The sequence below is a fragment of the Niastella populi genome, from assembly GCF_002078015.1.
In the GTDB taxonomy this organism is placed as follows: Bacteria; Bacteroidota; Bacteroidia; order Chitinophagales; family Chitinophagaceae; genus Niastella; species Niastella populi.
The window spans coordinates 248,912-270,758 of sequence record NZ_LWBP01000001.1 but is presented as its reverse complement, the minus strand read 5'-3'; the positions used below and the strand labels follow the sequence as shown (position 1 = coordinate 270,758).

Annotated in this window: 5 protein-coding genes; all 5 read right to left on the bottom strand. The window is 44.6% G+C overall.

Annotated elements, in window-relative coordinates; all coding sequences use genetic code 11:
- The 5 genes from A4R26_RS00950 to A4R26_RS00930 are packed head-to-tail and all read right to left on the bottom strand — an operon-like array spanning position 1 to position 21,753.
- The gene (locus A4R26_RS00950; RefSeq protein WP_081158717.1) at positions 1 to 9,960 is read right to left on the bottom strand and encodes an RHS repeat domain-containing protein; all 9,960 of its coding nucleotides are present in this window, start codon (positions 9,958 to 9,960) and stop codon (positions 1 to 3) included.
- A 10-nt stretch (positions 9,961 to 9,970) separates the two neighbouring features.
- The gene (locus A4R26_RS00945; protein ID WP_081158716.1) at positions 9,971 to 10,705 is read right to left on the bottom strand and encodes a LolA3 family protein; all 735 of its coding nucleotides are present in this window, start codon (positions 10,703 to 10,705) and stop codon (positions 9,971 to 9,973) included.
- 28 nt (positions 10,706 to 10,733) lie between these two features.
- The gene (locus A4R26_RS00940) at positions 10,734 to 18,344 is read right to left on the bottom strand and encodes a GLEYA domain-containing protein (RefSeq protein WP_081158714.1); all 7,611 of its coding nucleotides are present in this window, start codon (positions 18,342 to 18,344) and stop codon (positions 10,734 to 10,736) included.
- Between the two features lie 33 nt (positions 18,345 to 18,377).
- The gene (locus tag A4R26_RS00935) at positions 18,378 to 19,496 is read right to left on the bottom strand and encodes a hypothetical protein (RefSeq protein ID WP_081158712.1); all 1,119 of its coding nucleotides are present in this window, start codon (positions 19,494 to 19,496) and stop codon (positions 18,378 to 18,380) included.
- A 1-nt stretch (position 19,497) separates the two neighbouring features.
- Positions 19,498 to 21,753, bottom strand: a complete 2,256-nt coding sequence (locus tag A4R26_RS00930; RefSeq protein WP_081158710.1) for a hypothetical protein — start codon at positions 21,751 to 21,753, stop codon at positions 19,498 to 19,500.
- Positions 21,754 to 21,847 lie beyond the last annotated feature (94 nt).

Below are 21,847 nucleotides of genomic sequence, written 5' to 3'. Positions count from 1 at the left end.
TTATTCATTAATTAAATCGTAAACGAATTCTTTCGTTGATCCCGGATTTTTTGATGAACTTCCTTCCGATCTAGTATAGATCACCGTAAGTTTTTCAAACCCATTTTCTTTTGCATACTTTTTATACAAATCCATTATGGCATTTAACCCATTTCGACCTAATTCTCCTTTTGCTTCATCATTTGATAGCGTTATTTTAGTTATGGCATCCCTAACATAAGAAATTCCTTTAAGAATTAGATGCTTTCCATCTGCAGCCATTTCGGCTCCAAGTTCCAATTGTCTTTCCAGTCCGCTCTTTTCACCAACAAAATTAAAATAACCACCTATCATATCATCTCCATATTTAGCAAAGCTTCCTGCAGTAAAATATGCCGCCTTTGCCCCGCCAACTGAACCACTTTCATCTAAAAATTCAGCTACATTCATTCCAATCTTACCAATAGCTGGTGCATGGTACCAATATTTAAGCAATGCATTTCCTATAACCTTCAAAGCATTTGATTCAACAGTTGACCATATCGCAGCACTTCCTTCAATAGCTCCCATTGCAACAAAAGGTGTTGATAACATCCCAACCATTGCATAATGAAACGATCTATCCTCACTTAGATGTGTTGGCTTAAATTGCTTAAACAATCCCGTCCATTGATTTTCATATCTATTCAGACCGGTATTTTGTGGTATAAATAGCTTGTTTGCTCCTTCGTATTTTGTTTGCCAATAATAGTATTCATTAGTATTAGGGTAATGCATCACAGTCCATGTCTGTTTAGTTTTATAGTCATAAACATCTTGTACTGTATATCCCCATTTCGTTGGATACTCTTTTGTCTTTGCCTTCCAATATTCCATAAATCCTTGTGGCTCCAATCCATCCAAATCTATAGCTTGTATAGGAGTGTTGCCGGAAAACTGGTAAGGTGTTAAATCAGGAAACTGTCTCTGCAACGGATCCACACTCAAAAACCTTCCAATCCTCGGATCATAAATCCTCATCCCATAATCCTGCTGATTCCCCAATCCTCCCTTCACATCATTATCATTCATCTTCCCATTAAACCCAAACTTGTAATCTTTTCCACTATTAGGCAGCGCTACACGTGACAACATCCCAAACGGATAGTAATCCTGCGCGGTCACTATATGCGGATCATAGTGATCTATCAAAGAACTGCCGCCGGAAGATACGCCAAATTTACGATCTGATACAGTGGCCAGTACGTTTCCTAAATGGTTGGTGAGCTCGTACTGCTTATAACCACGCTCGTAAGGGAATTTTCGGTTCTCATAGTAAAACTCGGTACTGCCCGGTTCGCCATTTGCACTTTCATTTGCCGCAATCGTTCCTAACCGGCTGCTGCCGTACAAGAAGCGGTCAGATAGTTTAAAATCAAGGGTGCCCAGGTCGGTATTGGCGCCTTCGGCGCTATAAGTCGTAAGAATATTTCCCTGTGCATCGCGTACATACCAGGTATACTTTTTAGTTCCATCAGCGGTCATCACCTGGCTAATGCGATTGCCCATCGCATCGTAAGTATATTTAATATTACTGGCCGGTACCGTGGCTGTGGCCGTTCTGGTGATCTCTGCTATTTTACCATAGACATTCCATTTGATGCTGGTAATGTTTTCCTGCTTGTCTGCGACCAGGTTACCAATGGAATCATATATATAATTATCATCCACCTGGCCATCAATATCTATTATCCGGTTTTCAGGATGGATAAACCCATCGGCGCCAACTGTGTCTTTGATCCACCGTAACTGGTTGGTATTGGCGTAATAATGGTAAGTAAGGCTATCCATTCGTGCCTGCGGATTAATGCTATTGCGCAAATACTTCAGGATATTCCCATTCGCATCGTACGCTATCCGCTCTTTCAGCCGGTCGCCCATACTGGTCATGGGGCTGCTCCATTCGTTGGTCGTTGTATTGAACCCGGTAAATGCATCCTGCTGCGTTAACCGGTTTAACTGATCGTACTTATAATTATAAAAGATAAGCGGTCCGCCCACTTCGCCTTCAAACTTCCTTTGGTATACACTGCTGCTGCTTATGTTGCCATTATAGAGCGGACGGAATTCGTTAACAGGCAATTTACTGCTGTATCCCGGGAAAGGCGCCCCTCCGCTTATTGCGGTATAGTCGTTCCCAAAATAATTCAGCGTCAATCCCAACGCATCGCGGGCGGTGAACTGGTTCAAACTTCCCGTTTTTCCATCTTCACCCATATCGAAGGTTTCGCTGCCGCCCGTGCTGTTGATGCCTTTTAACCAACCCTGCAAGGTGTACGCATAATCAATACCCTGCACCTGCTGATCGCCCAGCGTTACCCTTGCCAGCGGCCCATGCCGGTAATACTCATAGCGGGCATCTTTCTCCCAAATCAAACTATCCTTACTTGTTTCAACCAGGGTAAGACGGTTCTCCGCATCGTAGCTGTACCGATGGAAAAATCCATCGCGCCAGCCCTGCTGGAACATCACCATATTCACTTTTCCGCTGATGAGGTCATACTGGTAACTGATCTTCTTCCACCGGTTACCATTCTTATTCATCACATTGGATGTAATATTATTACCATCATCGCCATAATCCTGCAACAGATGATCCACATTACCTAATATATCATAGGTATAAAAAGTACCCTGGCTTGGTATATTGTACAGACCCGTATCGGTAAGCGTTGTATAACTTACCCGGTTACGCAGGTTGCGCTGCGTTATCACCCGGCGGGGATCGCCAAAATTAACAAACCCGGGGTACGGCAGATCATAAACTGTATTGGTGATCTGTCCGCGACGGCTGTACAAGGCAGCCAGCCAGTTCTCCAACACCGGCTGATTACGGCTTACCGCATCGGTCATAGCACCGTTCGATGCCTGGTTGCTTACCTGCCCTACTTCCGTTATACGGCCCAGTGAATCGTACTTTGTATAACTATATAAACGGTTCTCTTCCGTTGCACTGGCCAATCGCTGCTTTGCATTGCGGCTGATGGCGAGGCGGCCCAACCTGTCGTACCAGAATTCCGACAAACCGCCATCAGGCGACTTTTGCGCCATTACCTGGTTCAACGTATTGTACCGGTACTGCGTTGGTAGTTTATGTTGTGGTGTTAACGCCTCGTTTCTTCTATGTGCTGTTCTTACCGAATCGGACCATGCGCGGGCATGGCCGAATTTGCTTACGTCTACTCCTTCGGGTGGAATGGTTTTTACCAGGTTACCTGCCTGATCGTAATAATACAGCGTATAGTGATATTCACTTACCGGCTGATAAAGCGTAAAGGTTTCATTATACCGGGCTTTTAAACATTTGGCGAGGTACCGGTCGTTGAAACTGCCTATAAGCGAATCGCGATATGCGTCATGGATCAATGTACCCGTTGAATTTGAAAACAGGGTGCTGTCGGCACAGGTTGTGTGCTGCCTCGGGGTTACCGCAGCAAATACCGGTTCAGTTTTGCCGCAAAGTGTCAAAGCAGGTTCCCCGCACAAACTCAAATGAGCGCCACAGCCGTTAAAGTATATTGAATCGATTGAGGCATAAGTATAATTTGAACTATTTCGCTCATTGAAATAATTGGCAAAGCTCACTTCGCATGGCGCGCATTTTCCCTTGTTACTTATCTGCGCCAGCTTATGGGCATCATCGAAATCCTCATTATACAACATCGTACTATCGACATCGTAAATCCTTATGTAATCTACCTGCCCTTTCAAAGAACGTGGAGCTATACTCGCAGTATATAAATTCGATATGGGCGCATCCAACGTACGTTCCGACTTCAGCACACCATCAATATAAACTTTAAAATTCCTGCCACGGAACTGCAGCTTAACTACCGTCCAGTCATTCAAATGAAGCCCGGCGTTCTGTAGAATACATGACTTCAGGGGGTCATTCAAATGGGTACAAACGCCCGTACCTTGTCCATCGTACGGCGAAATAGTAAGCAAAATATCCCCCACTTCTTTATTTGGGTATAAGTAAACCCACCAAATAGTACCAAATGCATCTATATTCGCAAGACTATCCGGCAACTTGATTCGGCTTTCCCAGGTGAACCCGGTAGTATCAAAACATATCGTATCTTTAATATAATCAAAGGCTACAAAAGTTTTGGAAAGTGTATCTGCATAATAGTCTGGCAAAGCCATTACACCATTCCTGATCACTTCTCCTAACGGTACTTCGGCGGTATAATTCCAACCACCGAAATCCACTTTCCAGTGTGTAGTATCGCTTCCACTAGCATCGAGGTGCGGAACACCGCCATACTTTTTATAATCATTCATCCATTTGGTGAGGGTGTCGCAGGTTGTGACAAAACCACAGCCATCCAGAGTAATACCACAATTGGCATATTCCTGTTCAATTTGGGCATAAGTCAAAGTAGAATGAGTCTGTTGATTATAATACCTTGCAAATTTGGCCTTACAACTATCCTCGCATCTGAATGCAGCCGGTTCGTTCGAAGGCGACTGTAATGCATCTTCGAATTCTTCCACATACTGCAACTTATTATTTTGATCATAGATCTTAACATAATCCACATATCCATTATTGGCCTTTCCCTGAAAAATAACCTGGAAGCCCGCCAACCGGTTAACCGTTTTCGGAACATAGAGCTGGTTAATAAACGTGTCGTTGTAATAAACCCGCCATATGCTATCGGCGCTACGGGTAATTTTTACTTCCGCCCAGTCGAAATAATCTGCAATAAAATGATTAGAAGTTGGCAAATAATAACTTAAATAACCTATCATTCCGTTATGCGCCAATACATAAGCTGTATCCGCCGCGGTTGGGTTTGGCGGCAACAGGTAAAAATGCGCCCCGAAATTTTTAAACCCTTCATCATCGATGAAATGTACCTGTACGGTTAAACTGGTTGTTGTACTGTCGCGCCCTGGCTTTTTTACCCTTGTTACAAACGTAAACTCGTTACCGGCGCATAATGTATCGTATTTCCGGTAATGGGAGCCAAAGTTGGTAGTGTTTATATACTGGTCAGGAATATGGGCATACCCGTTTTTATAAATATCCGAAAGCGAATAGGTAAAATCCTCTTCCGTTGTAATTCTGTTACGATGAAAATGCGAAGAATCTGTTAACCGCTTCTGCGTATAAGAAGTAAGTAATTCTTTCTGTTTATTGCAGGTACTTTTATTATCACAGCTATTTAATTTCAACCCATTGCAACCATTGGCATAAAGCGACTCAATTTGCTCATAGGAAAGATTGGTATTCCTGTTTTCATTATAATAACTGGTAAAAACCGTTTTGTAATCGTCCGGTGCAACCCTTACAGAAAGGTCCGGACAAACTTTATCATTTACCGAATTGAACTCCTGGTTCATCACCAGTCCATCGCATTCATTATAAACCCTAATATAGTCTACAGCCGGAATAGCTTTTGAATAATTGGAGCCAGTACCGAAAAACAGGCCGAACCTGGTCATTTCAGTGAGTGTTCCCGTATAGGGCATTTCCATTAGAAACGTATCGGCCACATATATCTGGTACTTATTGTTCCGGATGGTCATTCTTATTTTCACCCAATCGGTCATATCGATGGCCAGCTCATTATGCTGGGTAATAATACGGTTGGGAGTGGGGTGCGTACTGTCGCCCAGATCGAAATTGCCATAGGTTCTACCACATGGAATTGATTTGGTAAAGAACATGGCATTCACAAACCCACCCACAGGCCTGAGCTGAAATTGAAAATTGGGTACATTACAATTCGTTGAATCAAGCACGGGAAATTTCAATCTTGTTTCAATCGAAAAGCCATTAGCGGGTATCTTCATTGGTTTCAGGTAAACATATTCCAGTGCGCCCGGGTTTACACTGCCTCCCGTAACCCGCGACGGAAACGTCAATACCCCGTTTTGAATACTTTCAGCCCATGACACAGGAAATTGTGTCCAAATAGCCCAATCGGTTGTATCACCTTTATACTGTCCGCCCGGCGTATACGTTGAATTATTCTTATAATTGGCATTAAACTGATCGAGAAGATCTACCAATGCTTCGTCACAGGGAATATTATGTTGTTTACTACAAGTATCTATAAACGACAGGTATTCCTGCACAGTTTTGGAAAATCCTGTATTGTAATTCATGTAGTTCTCAAAGAGCCGGTTATTTACTCTTTGCAAACTATCGTCTTCTGTATAGGTTGGAAATGAGAATGGAAAATCGCGTTTATAATTTCGTACCAGGGTATCTACCGTTATGCAGCTCACGCATACATTCTTAACCCCGCATTGCAATACCGGTGGTAAGTAAACAGGGGTAGCCAGGTTGTTGCAATTCACCTGCCCGTTGCAGGCCAAACGCAAGGTATCGAGCGCGCCCTGGGATATTTTTGTTCCGGTTGTTCTCAGCAGGTAAGCCGACAGGCTGGCATCCTTTCCGTCCAACTGATATTGATCATTCAGTGAATCTAAGATTTCGCATTCACAGTCAGCCGGCTTTTGAAACACCGGTTTGTTGATATATACCGGTTGCTGATCGTACGGTAGCGGTGCGCTCATGAGGTAAACGTTACAGGTACTATTGTACGACCTGCCACTGATAGCGCTATACGCCTTCAATACTTCTTCAAAATTTTTATACTGATATGTACTGGATGGTTTTACTGTACTGGCGCCAAACAAATGCTCTAAATCTCCACCTTCCACACATACCTGTATAAGCCTTGGCACGATCCATAAACTATCGGTGCTGTTATAATTGCATGGTTTCAGTTCTTCCCACCATTGCTGAACATAAGACGCACAATTCTGATTGATATATGTCTGAACGCTATCGCGGGCAGCCTGCTCCGTGAGGGGCATATCGCTCACGGGTATCAACTGCGGATCAATGAAGTTTAACCTGTGCTTTAAATTCGGCAGCGAGCTTAGATCGGCATACAGCGGATGAACAGCCTGTGCATTCCTTAAAATATCGGCGATCAGTTCCCGTTTGCGCTGCAAATACATTTCCCTGAAATATTTCCAGGCCAGGTCAAGATCGCCCGTACAATCAGTACTGGTAGAAAATGCGCTGTTCAGAAGCTTATATTGATTCATGCAGGCAGCATCGTCTGAAGAACAATTGGCCAGCATAGTTGCCACCGACCACATGGATATCGCATTACCACCTTCCTGCACTTTACTCAGCAGCGTCATCTCCATTAAGTTTTTAAAATAAGGATTTACCTTGCCATCATTTATCAGGTCAGTAAAGAACGGATCGCGATAAGTTGCATTATAAGCGAAACCGGCGCCTGCGGGGTGGGTTGCAAAATCACCCGGGTTCAAATAACCTCTGGCGACAGCTTCCTGGTATGTTTGGGTGTTGCCAAATTGCTGGTCCCAGGTATTACTTGCTGCCAGCTCATTAAATTTTTGCAGTTTTAAATACTCCGGGTGTTTCTCCAGTAATGCTTCTGCCCAGGAGCTTTTAAACGAGGCAATAAATTCTTCGCGGCCCATGATCTTAGGATCACGGGTTTCTACCATTCCATTCTCATCAAGATAAACGGTGACATCCTGGTAATTTTCTTTGTCATCATAGGGCTTATAGAAAATAGAGTACATGGTAATATTGGCCGGGTTCGCATACTGGCCGGAAGGGGGAGTTACATCGGCCAGCATTTGCATTTTTGTAGTCTGGGTCAATGTAGGACCTTCACATAATTTTTTACATTCTTCCAATTCGGCATTGAAAGCGCGCCATGCCTGTGTATAATACGCTCCTTCCTCATTAACAGGAATGCCATTTTGCTGCATGTACCCGCTGCGGAATGTATCCCAATCGCTTACACTGGCTGTACAGGTAGCACAGGAAGGTTCACATTGAAGGGTAGCTGCCAACAGGTTTTTTTGTTCCTGAATGGTTTGCTCAAGGCTTTTGCAGGTATTTTTAGCCAGGAACACTTCCCGGTAATGATCCATCGCCTGCTGATTCAGGGTAAGCGTTTTTGTTACCAGGTAACTGCCTTCCATTAAATACACGGTAGTATCAACAGCAGGCAATAGCGTCAGAGAGCCGCAGGTAGTATCTATTGTATAATTGGTGCGGTTGATTACCACCTGTTTGCCATTGGTAAATGTGCTGTTATTGCATTCGTCAGTGATGGTAATCCTCAAATCATATATACAGTCGTAACAAACCGTGTTATTGTTACAGTCTGAAATATTGATGCTGTCTGGCAACAACGAGTACTTAAACCGATGGGGACCCGCTTTGGTAACCGACAATCCGTTGCTGCTTTCAATCACCGTACCTTTTATGATATTCCTGTTGCTGTCGATCAGATTTTTGGATATGAAGTTCGTGTTATTTGAAGACAGGGCATCTACGGCTACAGGTGGCGTACCGGCCAATGCAGTGGCAATGGTACGGCCATGCATATCCACATAACTGATGCTTACCTGCCCATTGGCATCGCGCACGGTATTTTTGAAATAATGACTGGCATTTCCCACTTCGGTGCCAAACAGGGCATCCAGTTCTTCCTGATCTGCTCCGTTATAAGTGTAGCTGGTTTCATGCCCTTTACCGATCTGGTAAGTTTCTCCAACACCCCCCTGCATGCTTATACGGCCCGTATTATCGGGTGTATACCTCGTTTCGGCAAATACATACCCTTTGGCATTGGGTATATATTTATGGTACCCTTCAGATGCCAGCGGATTTGCGCCCGAATAATATTGCGCTGCGCCATAAACTGTATCCATCACCGGGGCGCCCTCTTTACAAACATTATCGGCCTGTAGCATGCCGTCATATTCGTTTTTCCTGTATTCAGTCCCCGGTGCATTCAGCCTGTTGAAATTGGGAGTATAGTTTATGATGCTGCTCAGGGAAGGCGTTGGCATTACCTGTATCACCGGCCGGCCCTGGTAATCGTACAGGGTTTCGGCGATAATAGTGGTATCGGTAGTATTATCCTTTGTTACGGTTTGTCTGCTTTTCAATGAGCCGTCGAAATACTGCACTACCGATTTCCGTTTTCCTTCTTCGGCAAAACTGGTGGAAGCCTGCCAGTTAAATGTTGAATCATGGCCCTGGAACAAGTATGATCCCATACCGCCGGTATAGTTTGAGCTCCATACCGATTCTATGCGCTGGCCATCGCGCTTTACCTGCACAGCCCTTACCCGGTAAAACAACCGGCCTGAGGCTTCGTACAGCATTGGTATATGATAGAATTCGCTGGTTACACTTACCCGCGTTGCATTATTTTTAAATAATCTGCCGGGATCAAACTGTCCACCCACCTTATAATTGTCTATCGACAATTCGTCAATATAAGTCCATTCAAGGTCATATTCATCGGCGGCCCGCTCCGGAGCCCACGACACATTGTACTCGCCTTTTTTGAGCAATACACTATCGCTTCCGGAAACCGTTTGAATGGCGTTATTGGTGCAGGAAAAATCATACTCACGGTTGATCAGTATCTCATTGGTAAGCACCAACGCTTCACGGAAATCGTTCAGGTTACCCTCCGTGGCCCAAATGGAATCGATTATTATCTCCACTTTGTACCAGTTGCTTCCTATATACACTTCTTTATTCTTGTAGGAGGTATACTTCGTATACTCGATATTCAAAGTTTTAGGGTCCGACTCCGTTACAACCGGTGTGCCATTGTTATCTTCAGTATATCGGATCCTGAATTTCAGGTTAACAATGAACTCATCGGGCAATACATGCCGGTAGTCTTCATTTATTTTAAATGTGATCAGGTTCTTTACAAACCAGGTAGTTTGCAGCGGCTTTAACTGCGGATTGAAATATACCTCATCCATTACTATACTGGTTGAATCGGGCGCCAGCGAATTTCCACTGAGCTCCCGAGCCGCATATCGTTCATCTATGGCTTTAACGGAAAGAAAGCTTCCGAGCAGAAGATATAAAAACAATAAACGGTAAATTATCCGTTGCATGTGATACGGTTTATCGATTTAGAGTATTGATTAGTTGATAACTGGTATAAGGCGCTACCATACCTGCTTTTCCCTTACTCCAGATAAAATAGGAATCGGTTAAAAAGGCGCTATCGGTGAAACCTCCTACCCGGTAATTGCCGAAAGAAATGGTCACCGTAAATGGCATTTTGCTGCCGGCCGGCGCAGCAACTGCACCGGTCGTATTGAAGCTGTATTGAATAGCTTGTATCAGATAGCTGGTCTTATCATATATAATGTCGTATTGCCGGTAAGGACTTTCCGGTTTAAACAGGTACGACAGCTTTTTGTACCCCCCGGTATCTGCAACAGCCATTCCACTCACATATGATTTGTTAAACGAAGCCCCCATAATATCGACCTGTAACAGATATTTAAAAACATCTACCGGTGGCGATAACGTGGCGCGTTGCCTGTTATGCTTTAACAACAAATAATACAACCCGCTTTGAATGAATTCGGAACTATCGTCTGATACTACATGCATCCTGTTCCCGCATACCCGGTAGTGGTAATGTAACGTATTACTTGTACCATCATTATAAGCAATGACATAAGTACCCTGAAAACTCTTATGGCTGGTATCCTGTAATGTTCTTTTAATATTCATCAATTCCCGGGAGGCCAGGAAAGTATTGGAGGCAGGCTGCCCGGTTACTTTCACCAAACCGGCCATTACCAGCAGGGCCGAAAGTTGTATGGGTAAGCTTCTTATAATTCGCATAAAATTTAATTTTGGTATTAACCCCGCGTTACTCTTTGCTCATTGCGCTCCGGGTTTCTTTAATGGTTTTTATACCGCGCTCTGTTTCTTTTTTAAGCCTGATGAGGGTGCCTTCATCATCATACTCATAGTAGGTGGCATAGTTGTTTTCATCAAGCTCTGCCATCAACCGCAAATTGAGCGGGTTATATACAAACGATTTCATACTGCTATTGAACGGCTGTACCCTTATGTCATCAAAGTAAACAGGTGCTGTCGAAGTGGCATTCATGGAAACAGATACCTGTGTAGCCGTTTCGGGAATTGTCAACGTATCTTCTATCCGCTGCCAGCCTTCGATTATGGTTCCGGTTGGTTTCAGTGAAAAGAAGCTGGCGCCTGACTGATTGTTGAAAGTGAGGTTGAGCCGCACGCCATCATAGCTTCCTGTTGAACACGGGCCTTCCTGCTTTACCCAGGTGCTTACTACCACTTTTTGCTTCTGTAACGGCGAAAAGCGCTTATTGATCACATTGGCAGCGGTGGGAGGTTTGAACTGGACGCACCAGTTGGTATCCCTGAACACCGTATTCGCTTTTACGGTATTAATGTCAGAACCTTCAGGATATAACTGGGTTACAGGCACCACATCGAGGCCTTGTAACTGGGAGTCCTCGGTTTGCCACTCCAGCTTAGCCTGGTAACCGCCATTATTATTATCCCAAAGTATTTGAATATAATACAGCTCGCCGGCTTCCAGTGCTATGGATTCCGTTTCATATGCCGTTGCGTATGATTGCTCACTCCTGTCATGGATCTCCATCGTTCTGCCCGCTGTAATTTTATGGGATTGGCCATTTTTTGTAATGAATATCGACATAGCATCATCGGTGGTTACCCAGAATTTATACACCCCGGTATAGCGGGGCTGTATATAACCCCTGAAGGAATAGTAGATCCAGTCTGTACGGCAGGTATTGGATATCGGGTTTACACCTGTCTTATAGTTCACATCGGAATTAATACCTGTATATAAAGGTGGTTTATTTTGCTCATATGGATAACAACCGCCCCCATTGGTATAATAATAGTTGCCTAACCCGGTACCGTTCCCATTTACCACTGTAGAAACAAGCGGAATGGAATCTTCTTTCATCGACAATTCCGGTTTAAGACCATCTTCGGTTACTGAACCCAGGTTGAAAGATTTATTAAACGAACTGTTGCCTTCAACCCGCAGGCTGTACAAACCGGTATGGCTTTCCGTTTCAACAAGGTTGGCATCGCTGCCGAAGTCAACGTGGCGGTTCATCAAACAATTCTTACAGTTGTTCGTTTGATAGCCATAATCTTCAAAGCCATCATACGCAATTTCCCGGCTTCGTGCATTTTGCGCCACCGCCACCGGCAGGGTGTTGTTATAACCATACTGCCCTGCATTGAACCGGTTTAACGGATCATGGTTTTCGATTTCAAAGCCTTTATTATTGAATCTGGTAAGTTCGCTATTCCAAACCCAGCGGCTTTCATCATTACTGGCAGTCATCGGTGTATTGGTGAACGACCAAAAGGGTGCGAAATCAGCAATTACCCCGTCTTTGCGAATATTGGTGGCGGTAGAAGGATCAGACTGCTGCCTTCTGCTGTAGTATGTATAAGCCCGGTCCATACGCCAGTTGCCCAATATGCCAAAACGGTAGAAGTTAACTGCTGTATCATTGATATTCGGCCGGCAAACAAAACTTTTAACAAGCTGATCGAAACAATAATAATAATCTACAGGCGCCGGCACTGCTGCTGCCATCATCATGGTCGATTCGCCGTCCCCAGAAAGCGGTCCGTCCAGTTTAACAGGATGCGACCCATCGGCGCAGGGGTCGTAATACTGGATATCGATATAAGGTTTGCAATCATATTCAACCAGCGGACATTCTTCTGCTGTTTTACCGGAATTATAGGTTAACCGGCTTAATTTATTTACCCCAGACCCTACATCGAGCAGGGATATCCGTATTCCGGGTGAAACAATACCGTTGGAAATGTAATAATCATCTAGCATCGCCTGCGCCATGGCAGTAATGTCTTTGCCTTCCTCATTTCTGGCCTCCTCTGCATCTTGCGTTGTTTCAGGCAGCATTATCCTGTTTTGCTGATCAACAGTTGTATGATCGTTATCATAAAAGTATGCTGAACAAACGTCGCCATAATTAGTGGCAGGCATTATCTCTCTTGGCCATTGGGCCTTCAGTCTTTCAAGATAACATTCATTACTGTTCCTGTAATTCTCGTGTAGTTCTCCCTGCCGGCCATATAAATACAATTTAGCCGACTTTATCAATGCCCCCTGTGGAATACCATTCATATTAAACTTCAACCAGCTCTTAATTTGTTCATGCCAATTTCCTGCGCCTGCATCAAAAGCCGAAGCTTCGAAATATTTAAAATCCGGCGCCGGCCCTAAGGCTGTGGAGGAACTTCCATCAGAATAATCATGTATAGCATAATTATCAGTAGCAACTGCCTGATAGTGCTTCAATTCCATTCTACGCCCCGATATGACCATGGTATCTTTTGAATACAAAGTGCTGTCCACCATCCACAGGTCATTGAACTTTGCGGCATTGGCAGCAATTACATGAGTGGCGGTGTCAAATACCAGCTTTGGCACACCACCTACCAGGCGAACAGGCGTTTCCTGTGATGTAATGCTTCCAACCGCTACGCCTGCCAAATTGCGCTTTCCCGAGCGGATTATTTTTATATTCTGCGCATCGCATGAATACGGGAGACCATCTGCATCGATAAAATAAAAACCTTTTTGCCCCTGTTTACCCCGTGATGCATCTATTGCCCAGATCTTCTTGTATTGGGGGTTATTCTCAAACTGAAAAAAAACCTCTTCACAATGATCATCCGTGGCAGCATTACGCTTATCGTTACCGTACACCAACAACTCATCGCCACTTTCAAAATAACGTTCAGCCGGCACCCGGCTCTTATTGGCATAAAACATAATGCCTTTGCGGAAAAAAACATTCTTTAAAACAGTACCAACGTTCAGATATGCAGGCGCCATTCCTGTATATGCCCAGTGTGCAGGATAATTGAAATTATAGACAGGATCATCAAACTCGTTATTGGTCTGTGATAATAACGCATCGCCCGTTTCTCCGTCAAATACCAGGTTGCGCGTAGTTACCCTGCTGCCTTTCTCTATATGTAAAACACTATCGAGTATTCCATACCGGTTCACGATCTTCAGCACAGCTACCGAGCGATAGCGGTTAGCCTCCCCATTGAAAAGCGGTACGAACGTAAATACAGGAGTAGCGACTGGCGGCGCCACCCAAATGAGATCCAGATTAGCTTCTAAATTCCCACTGGTAGTTACAGATTTTTGCTCGCGTACATCTATCATCACTTCCACTTCCTTACCCATCTCCGCTTCCGTATCTATCACTCCGTCCCTGCCTGCTATAGCCACCTGATTAGACAACCTTGCCTGAGCAGCGTTATCATTCACCAGTTTGTAATAATTATAAGTATAGCTGATCGGATTTTTCAGATCATTCTGCCCATAACTGGCCTGTGATCTTGGCTTTCCGTGCATATCGTTCAATTCTATCTTGAAACCCTGGCTCAACGTTACATAATTCCGCGAATCAAAAAAGAATGGATTCTTAATTGGGCTCTTGTATGATTTTTTGCTATCGTTATCTATAGGAGTGTATTCAACAATTGTTGGGAAATCCTTTGCAGTATAAAAGGTGGTTTCGCTGAACCCATTGGCCGACTTCCTTTCTTTATGAATGGTTTGCACACGTACCTTGCTATACCCTACTGACGGACCAGGAAAAAAGGTTTCTGCAAATGGTTCTTCTGCATACAGGTAATCGGTAGGCCCCAAAGCACCCATCTTTTCTGCATATACTTTGGCAGGTACGTGGAAAGGGTTCTCATCTGCACCGATCATTGGTTCGTACGAAGCTACCCCGCTGCTTATACCGGTGGGTACGCCATCTATCATTACCGTATCTGTATAGGTATAGGTTTGCCCGTACACTGCTTCCTGTTGCTGTTGACCGGTCATCTTATGCCAGCTATCAAACACCTCCACTTTTTTCACCCGCAATCCACCGCCGAATTTCCTGTAGATGGGATTATCCAGGCGGGCGAACGATCTGTCCAATATCACGCTGCGGCAGCGATTGTCACCGCGGGCTTTGTTCTCATAATTGGCTTCTTTTAACAAATTCACCACACCACTGAATACTGAGGTCATCATCCCTACTGCCGCCCGGATATCAATTTTATCGCCGGGTTCAGACCATGGATATGCTTTTGATGGCAGGTTCAACCGCAGAAACTGTATGGCCGCAGTTGCAAACGGCCCCTGACGGCTTTTTATAGCTTTAACCCTTACCCAGATGGTTTTGTTATTTATATGTGAGGCAACTCCATAATTTTCAATCTCTGCATAGCAGGGCACCAGTTCATATCCACTTCCCCATCTATCGCCTGGCACATTCACCGCCAGCTTAAAGAATAACTGGTTTACACCGGCAAGGTACTTTTGCCCTACTTCCGCTGCATTATTAACCGGCTCCGAAACATTTATAAATACAACATGATAATCATCATTGGCTGTTCTATTGGGATACAATACTGCTTGTGGAGTGCTGTTTTCAGCGTTGGCAAAACCGGCTATTGAAAAGAATTGCATGGCGCGTTTGTTCTGCACATAGGCATAGTCATCCGACTCATAGGTAACCTTCATTCTTCCACCTGAGGGCAGTTTGATCTCTGACAATGTCCAGGGAGCAGCGTTATTGGCTGCAGCGTCTGCATCCCAGTTTTTTACCCCTGTTTGAAGGGTATATGGATAATCGGCATTGGTCATTGCCGTGCCATTACCCGGATTATGGACCGGGTCTTTATAATTACCCCACCGGTCAACCGACCTTTGAGAGAAATCAGGGTTTTTGGCATTGTAGGTAAAAATATAGGGGTTGCGCTGCCCTTTTCCATTCTTATTGTATGTGAACCAAACCTTCTTCAGGGTGAGTTTACCACTATCGGTTAGTGAACCAGGATTCTTTTTACACAACTCATAGTTATATTCAAAATGCACCGTTTTTATTGGACGGGCATTTGTTCCGTGTTTTAAAAAATCGGCCTTTGTATACAGGTTAACTTCTTTGAGCTTATACAATTTTTGGCCGGCGTTTTGTCCACCATCCTCGCCAATCACCCCATATCCGTCTTTGCGATCCGCATCCAATACAAAAGTGGCGATCATGGTTTTTGATTCAATTGAATTCAGGTACCACACTTCACGTTCTCCATAGGTAAAACTGCCTTTATCGTCGCGGTTATCGGTCTTTAACCCTTCGTTATAGGAAGCCGAATCCGGTTGATACGGCGCCCGCCATCTATAAGGGGAGTTTAAACTATAGGCCTGGCTGTAATTAAATTTCACCGCATCGCCATTGTCATCTTCGGTAATTCCATCACCAGTGAGATCGACATAATCACCCGACAAAATGCCTGACAATAAAAAGGAGTGCGAATAAGCCGGCGTTTGTTCTTCATTAAAAAAGCCATCTTTTCCCTGGTTGTTGTTTACTGACTTATCCTTACTGCTGTATTTAACAAGTGCAGTCGAATTGTTTCCATTGTCTTTACTGGTCGCCATAGTGATTTCAACCTGCGACTTATTATATACCGGAATGCCATATACATACCGCCGGCCATCGGGGTTCAGCACCGTAATCTCTGAAAGATGATGGGGTTTGCGCTCTCCTTCATTCCGGTTAATATACTGATAACCGCAGCCACTGACAGGATATGAATTAATGTGGTACCATTTTATCTGTTTATCAAGCGCAGCCACTTCAGCTTCCTCTGCATTTAGATAAGTTATAACCTGGCTGCGTTTATCTCTTTGTTTACGAACCGTATTCAGGTTGAACGGTTGTTTACCGGTTACCCGGGCGTTTTTAAACAACAACATATTACGTGTGGCCGTAACCAGGGAATTATTCCTATTGCCCGCTGCCAGTTCCACACGCATCAGGTTATCTCCACCCAGCGCCTGTTGATATGTTTTGTCAACCGCAACTTTTTCACCGGGATTTTTGAAATATACATTCTCGTACGTAGTATCTGCTTCTCTGAATTTTATTACATCCACGAGCCGGTTATCGCCAATCCATGCATTGGTACTTGTAACATTGTTTACCAGGTTATAGTCAACGCCCGCTTTTAAAATACTTCCAAATCCTACATTCATTCCAATATTGTCGTTATCGCTTTTTGTCGTCATTTTATGATCGAACACAAATCCGATATCACTTCGGAAAGGCCGGAACATACCCCCGGTACCTTCTCCGCTTATCGACCATGTATCGTAAGTATATATAGGTATAGCAATGTGTGGTGAGCTTTCACTCCAGGAAATGTCTTTTTCCCTGTTATAATCTAATAATACATTTTGATCGCTGCCTGCTTTTTCATAATACATATAACCATAAGCAGGCATGGTACGGGTCTTTGTTTCCACTTTTTGTTCGGAAATGTACCCCTGTACAAATAAACTACCAGTATAAAAACCCTGAGCCTGACCTCCTGCCTTAGCCCGGTAAGAAAACCCCTGTGAGGTATAAGGTATCCTGATGGTAGGTGTGTAAGATGGCTTCGAGAATGAAATATTGGAACTGAATCGTCCAATGCCCGGATCAAATTTTTGTTTCCTGCTACCGTCGTCAGCCCGTTTCAATTCACCGCTGATCTGCAGGTTCTGAATGCCGGTGCGGGAATTGTAATTGGTACCAATAGTTATACCGCCCTGCAATTGGGATTCCCTGCTGCCCATGGTAAAGCCCATTGATGGACTAATATCTGTTCCGTTCTGGGAATTGCTGGTGATGGACAGGCCGCCGGTCAATTCGCCCTGCGATCCCGTACCCACACTGATGCTTACATGCGTTTCTTTCTCGAGCCCCCAACCTTTATACGTATTATGAAAGATGCCGTATGACCGGTCTACCCCAATGGGAATGGGCGCTCCAAAAACTTCGAGGTTCACACCGGCACCGAAGTTGCCCCCGATGGTACGGTTAGGTTTAACACTAACGGTTTTAGTTACCTCGTCTGCATTTGCTCCGCCTTTGAAATCATCGGGCAGCCCGCGCATATTTCGGGAAATAACACCGGGGTTGATATTCCAGCCCAGCCCTACCCAACTAGCTTCCTGGTCCATAGTGATCCCGCTCTGATAATGCAGGTTCACCGGGTAACCGCCCACATCCAATAAAGGAATATTATAGGAAAAATCACCTGAAAACGGATCAACCAGGTTGTTCCCATTCACCGATTGGAAGCTTTGCATCTCGGGTTGTGTAGGACCGGTGGTGGCAATGCCTTTTACATGGGCCGGATTTTTCAACTCAACGGCCTGCCGGTTTATTGCCGGTTCTTCCTGCGCTTTGCTGTTTTCGTTTTTATCGAACAGCTGGCCGGTCTTATAAGACTGAATAGTTTTTGGTAACGGCCTTGCATTTGCCCTGGTTACAACCGGTATCAATACCAGTTGCAGATAGAACAGGATTACGAAAAACCAGGCAATAGATTTAGGCTTACGGGCTAATGTCTGTAACATTATTAATTTATTTTCTACTGTTATGATCCGATGTTATTGCTGTTGCTGTCTGTATTCGAATTTGAGGTACAAATGCTCATTGCGGTCGTTGGCAATATCGAGCAAATACAGGTGACGGTCGGCCAGTCCTTTACCGGTCAGATCGAGGTCTACATAATTGACGCCATACTTTACTGAAATATTTGCTGAATCAAGTTGTACCGCCTGATGAGCCGTATGGTTGATATCGGTTATTTTCACCTTCACCGAACTACTGTTTATTTCATGCCGGTATACAAACCGCAGCAGGCCGCCAGTAATAACATAAGAAGCATCCTGTTCCCGGCGCAATTGCGCATAATACCCTTTATTGGGCGCCTGCACAGTATCGCTGGTGAATTTTTGCATGCTGAAACTCCACACTTCGCTGTTGGCAATGGGCGACAAATTATTCTTCGCCGTAACCCGCCATGCATAGAGTTTATTAGTATCGAGCTCCGGCATCGATAACGGGTATTGCAGGCTGGTAAATGAAATATTCGATTGCAACAGCACCGGTATGTTCTGCTGAATGGCATCCGCGGCACTTTGGGTTGGAAACACTTCAACCAGCACCCAGTCGTACAATAAATTACTGAAAGAATTATAAGGCGTTGGCGGCAGCCAGGTAAAGAAAGGGCGGCGCGGCAGCACAAGATCGCTGTCGGCCGGTTGTACCAGTTGGGGCGGACTAATTGGTTCCACCTCCGCGGTTATACATTCATCGGCTATCTGTTCGGAAATGTCGTTCGTCCACCGCGTAATAGTATAACATATATTAAACACCCCTACCGGTAAAAACCCATTAGGGCTGGCATCGATGGTATATCCGGCGCCTGCTGTATAAGTGATGGGCGCTACTGCAGCTGCATTGATCACTTTGGCCCCGGAAGGCAACAGGAAGGTGGGCGTGGCAGCGCTCAATACGGTTTGACCGGTTCCGGCATCCGTCATTACCATTTGCAGTTCCACCGTCATGGCAGCGCCTGTTGTATTGATCAACGACATATTCCATAACTGCGGTTTTATGGTAAGGCCCAATGGAGGCAGTTGTAAGGATACAACAACCTGCGCCTGCAGGCCCCACCCCATCAGCAAACCGGTAATTAGCAATAGTTTTAGTTTCATCTTCATTTTATCGAAAATTAAAAGTCTTTACAAATTGAATAGTGCCCATCTCATTCCGAACGAGCCCATGTTTATTGCCGGGCAAATAGCCATGCTCGTAATTGATAAATAACAGATCCCGTTTGAACAACCGGATATTGGCCGATACATAACCGCCCGCTTTGATCACCGTATTGTTCAGGTTATTGATCCTGATACCAAAACCGATGGTACCGAACCTGGGAATATTGGGTTGTATACCGCCATCCATTACCTGTAAGGTATAGTTGCTGTTTTTGGTAAAGGAAATGCCCGCATTGGCGGTGAATGTTTTAAAATAGAATGTCTGGGTGAAATAGCTGTTGGTGGCATTATAATACAGGAAACCGGTATCGGCCTGGTTATTATAAAATTTGTTTACCATTATGGTAGTGGCCATCTTCAACTGGCGCACCGGGTACAAATGAAACAGTGTAGCGTTAACCGTTTGAAAGCGGTTCTCGATAACCACCTCATCTACTTTGGTGTATTGCGACATGGGCTGATAGCCAACCGTAACAACCGGCCACCGGCGTACCCGTACCGTTGCGCTGAGGCTTTTAAAAACCGTATTGCTTTTATAATCCTGTACCAGGAAAGGATTTGAAAATTCATTTTTGCGTAATGAACCGGCAATACGTAATTGTCGTTTAAAAAGGTTTTGATCGGCCTTTATATACCAGCTTTCCATGGCCGAATTGGTAGTATAACTGCCGAACGACTGGTAGTTGGCGCCCGTTTGTTTAAAGAACGCTTCCACCCGCGACCGGGTAAGCGGGATGGTGGAATTCAAACGCAAGGCTATCGCCTGGTTATTCTTATCCTTCAGCACGAATTTGTTACCGCCCAGTGAAGGATTGTTCCGGTAATCGGGTGTAATGGACTTGGCAACTTCAGCGGTTAACCAGGTTGTTCTGTTTATAGCCCAGCGGCTTTCTGCGCTGAAACCGGTTATATGTATGGTTGAATTGACCGCGGCGCCGGTGGCAAACAATTGCTTTTGTCCTTTGAATGCCGACAGGATGAAAAAATCTTTTTCGAGCCTGCCGATACCCGCACGCACCATGGCCAGGTACTGCGGCTTCCTGTTTTTGTTCGCTACCACGAAATCGCGGAAACGGTAATTTACCGAACCGGCCGTTAAAGCAAAGTAATACCAGCTATTATACTCCACGTTAATGCCGTTTATGCTGACGTTTTTGGCGGTTAGTTCGCTGTAGTTGACCGGGCTGCGGCCTAAACTGAAGTTGCGGATACCCAGCAGCCAGCGGTATTTTGCCGGTACTTCCATGTTATCCATTCCGTATTCCCGGAATTTATTTTTCCAGGCGCGCACCGACTGCAGCTGGCTCCAGTCGCCATTGATCATCTGTTGGTACTGCTTTACCTTTTTGAGGTTTGCCTCATATTTGTCTTTTAATGAATCAACCTGTGCATGCAATGAATCATACCGCTTTTTGGTATCAGCATATTGATTGAGAAAATCCGTTGCTTTCCTTTTGAAAGAATCTTCGCGACTGAGATTTAAACTGTCGGGCAAACTGTTATCCCAGGTTAGCTTTGGTACCTTCAGCGTTTCATTGGCCGCTATCAGTTTCTGTTCGCTGAAGATCGTTTTCAATTGATTCGCCAAACCGGTAAGATCGGCCTGTTTCAACGTATACAACTTCTCCAACAGGGTGTCTTTTATCGTGGGCGCCAGGGCCAGCATTCTTGTACGAAGGGAACTTTTTATACTGTTTTGAAAAGCGGCCTGGTTGAACGAAGCCTGCACATCGTAAATGTTCCTGAAGAAAGAAGAATTGCTTTGCCGCACCCGGTAATTGATCTGTAACGGGAAGATATTGGCTAGGGTAATATCCCAGCGGCCCGTTATATTATGTTGTATAATTCCTTTTTCGGCATACGGCGTGTCTATGATCGACCTGTAATTGCCAACATAACCTATCATCCCCCCATTCAACCGGAATGCCGGACGGGTTATAAATAATTTGTCGAAAGGATTATTTACGTCTACTTCAATTACATTCTTCAACGAATCTTTTGTTCTTTTTAAGAGCCGGCTTCCGGCAAAGGTTAACTGCTTTTTTAAAGTATCTTTTTCAGGAATGGGAATACTATCGGGAATACCGGAATGGAGTTTACCGGCCGGCAACTGGCCATATGTTATGGCCGTGCATGCATGCAGCAGGAGCAGGCTACAACAGGCAATAAGATATCTATAACATGGGTAACTGTGTACCATGCCGGGTTTAGGGGTTTAAGGTCAATAAAATGCCTGGGACGCTTTTTCAAACGCCCAGTAAATGGCTTTCGTGGTTTTATATTAATTGTAAAGG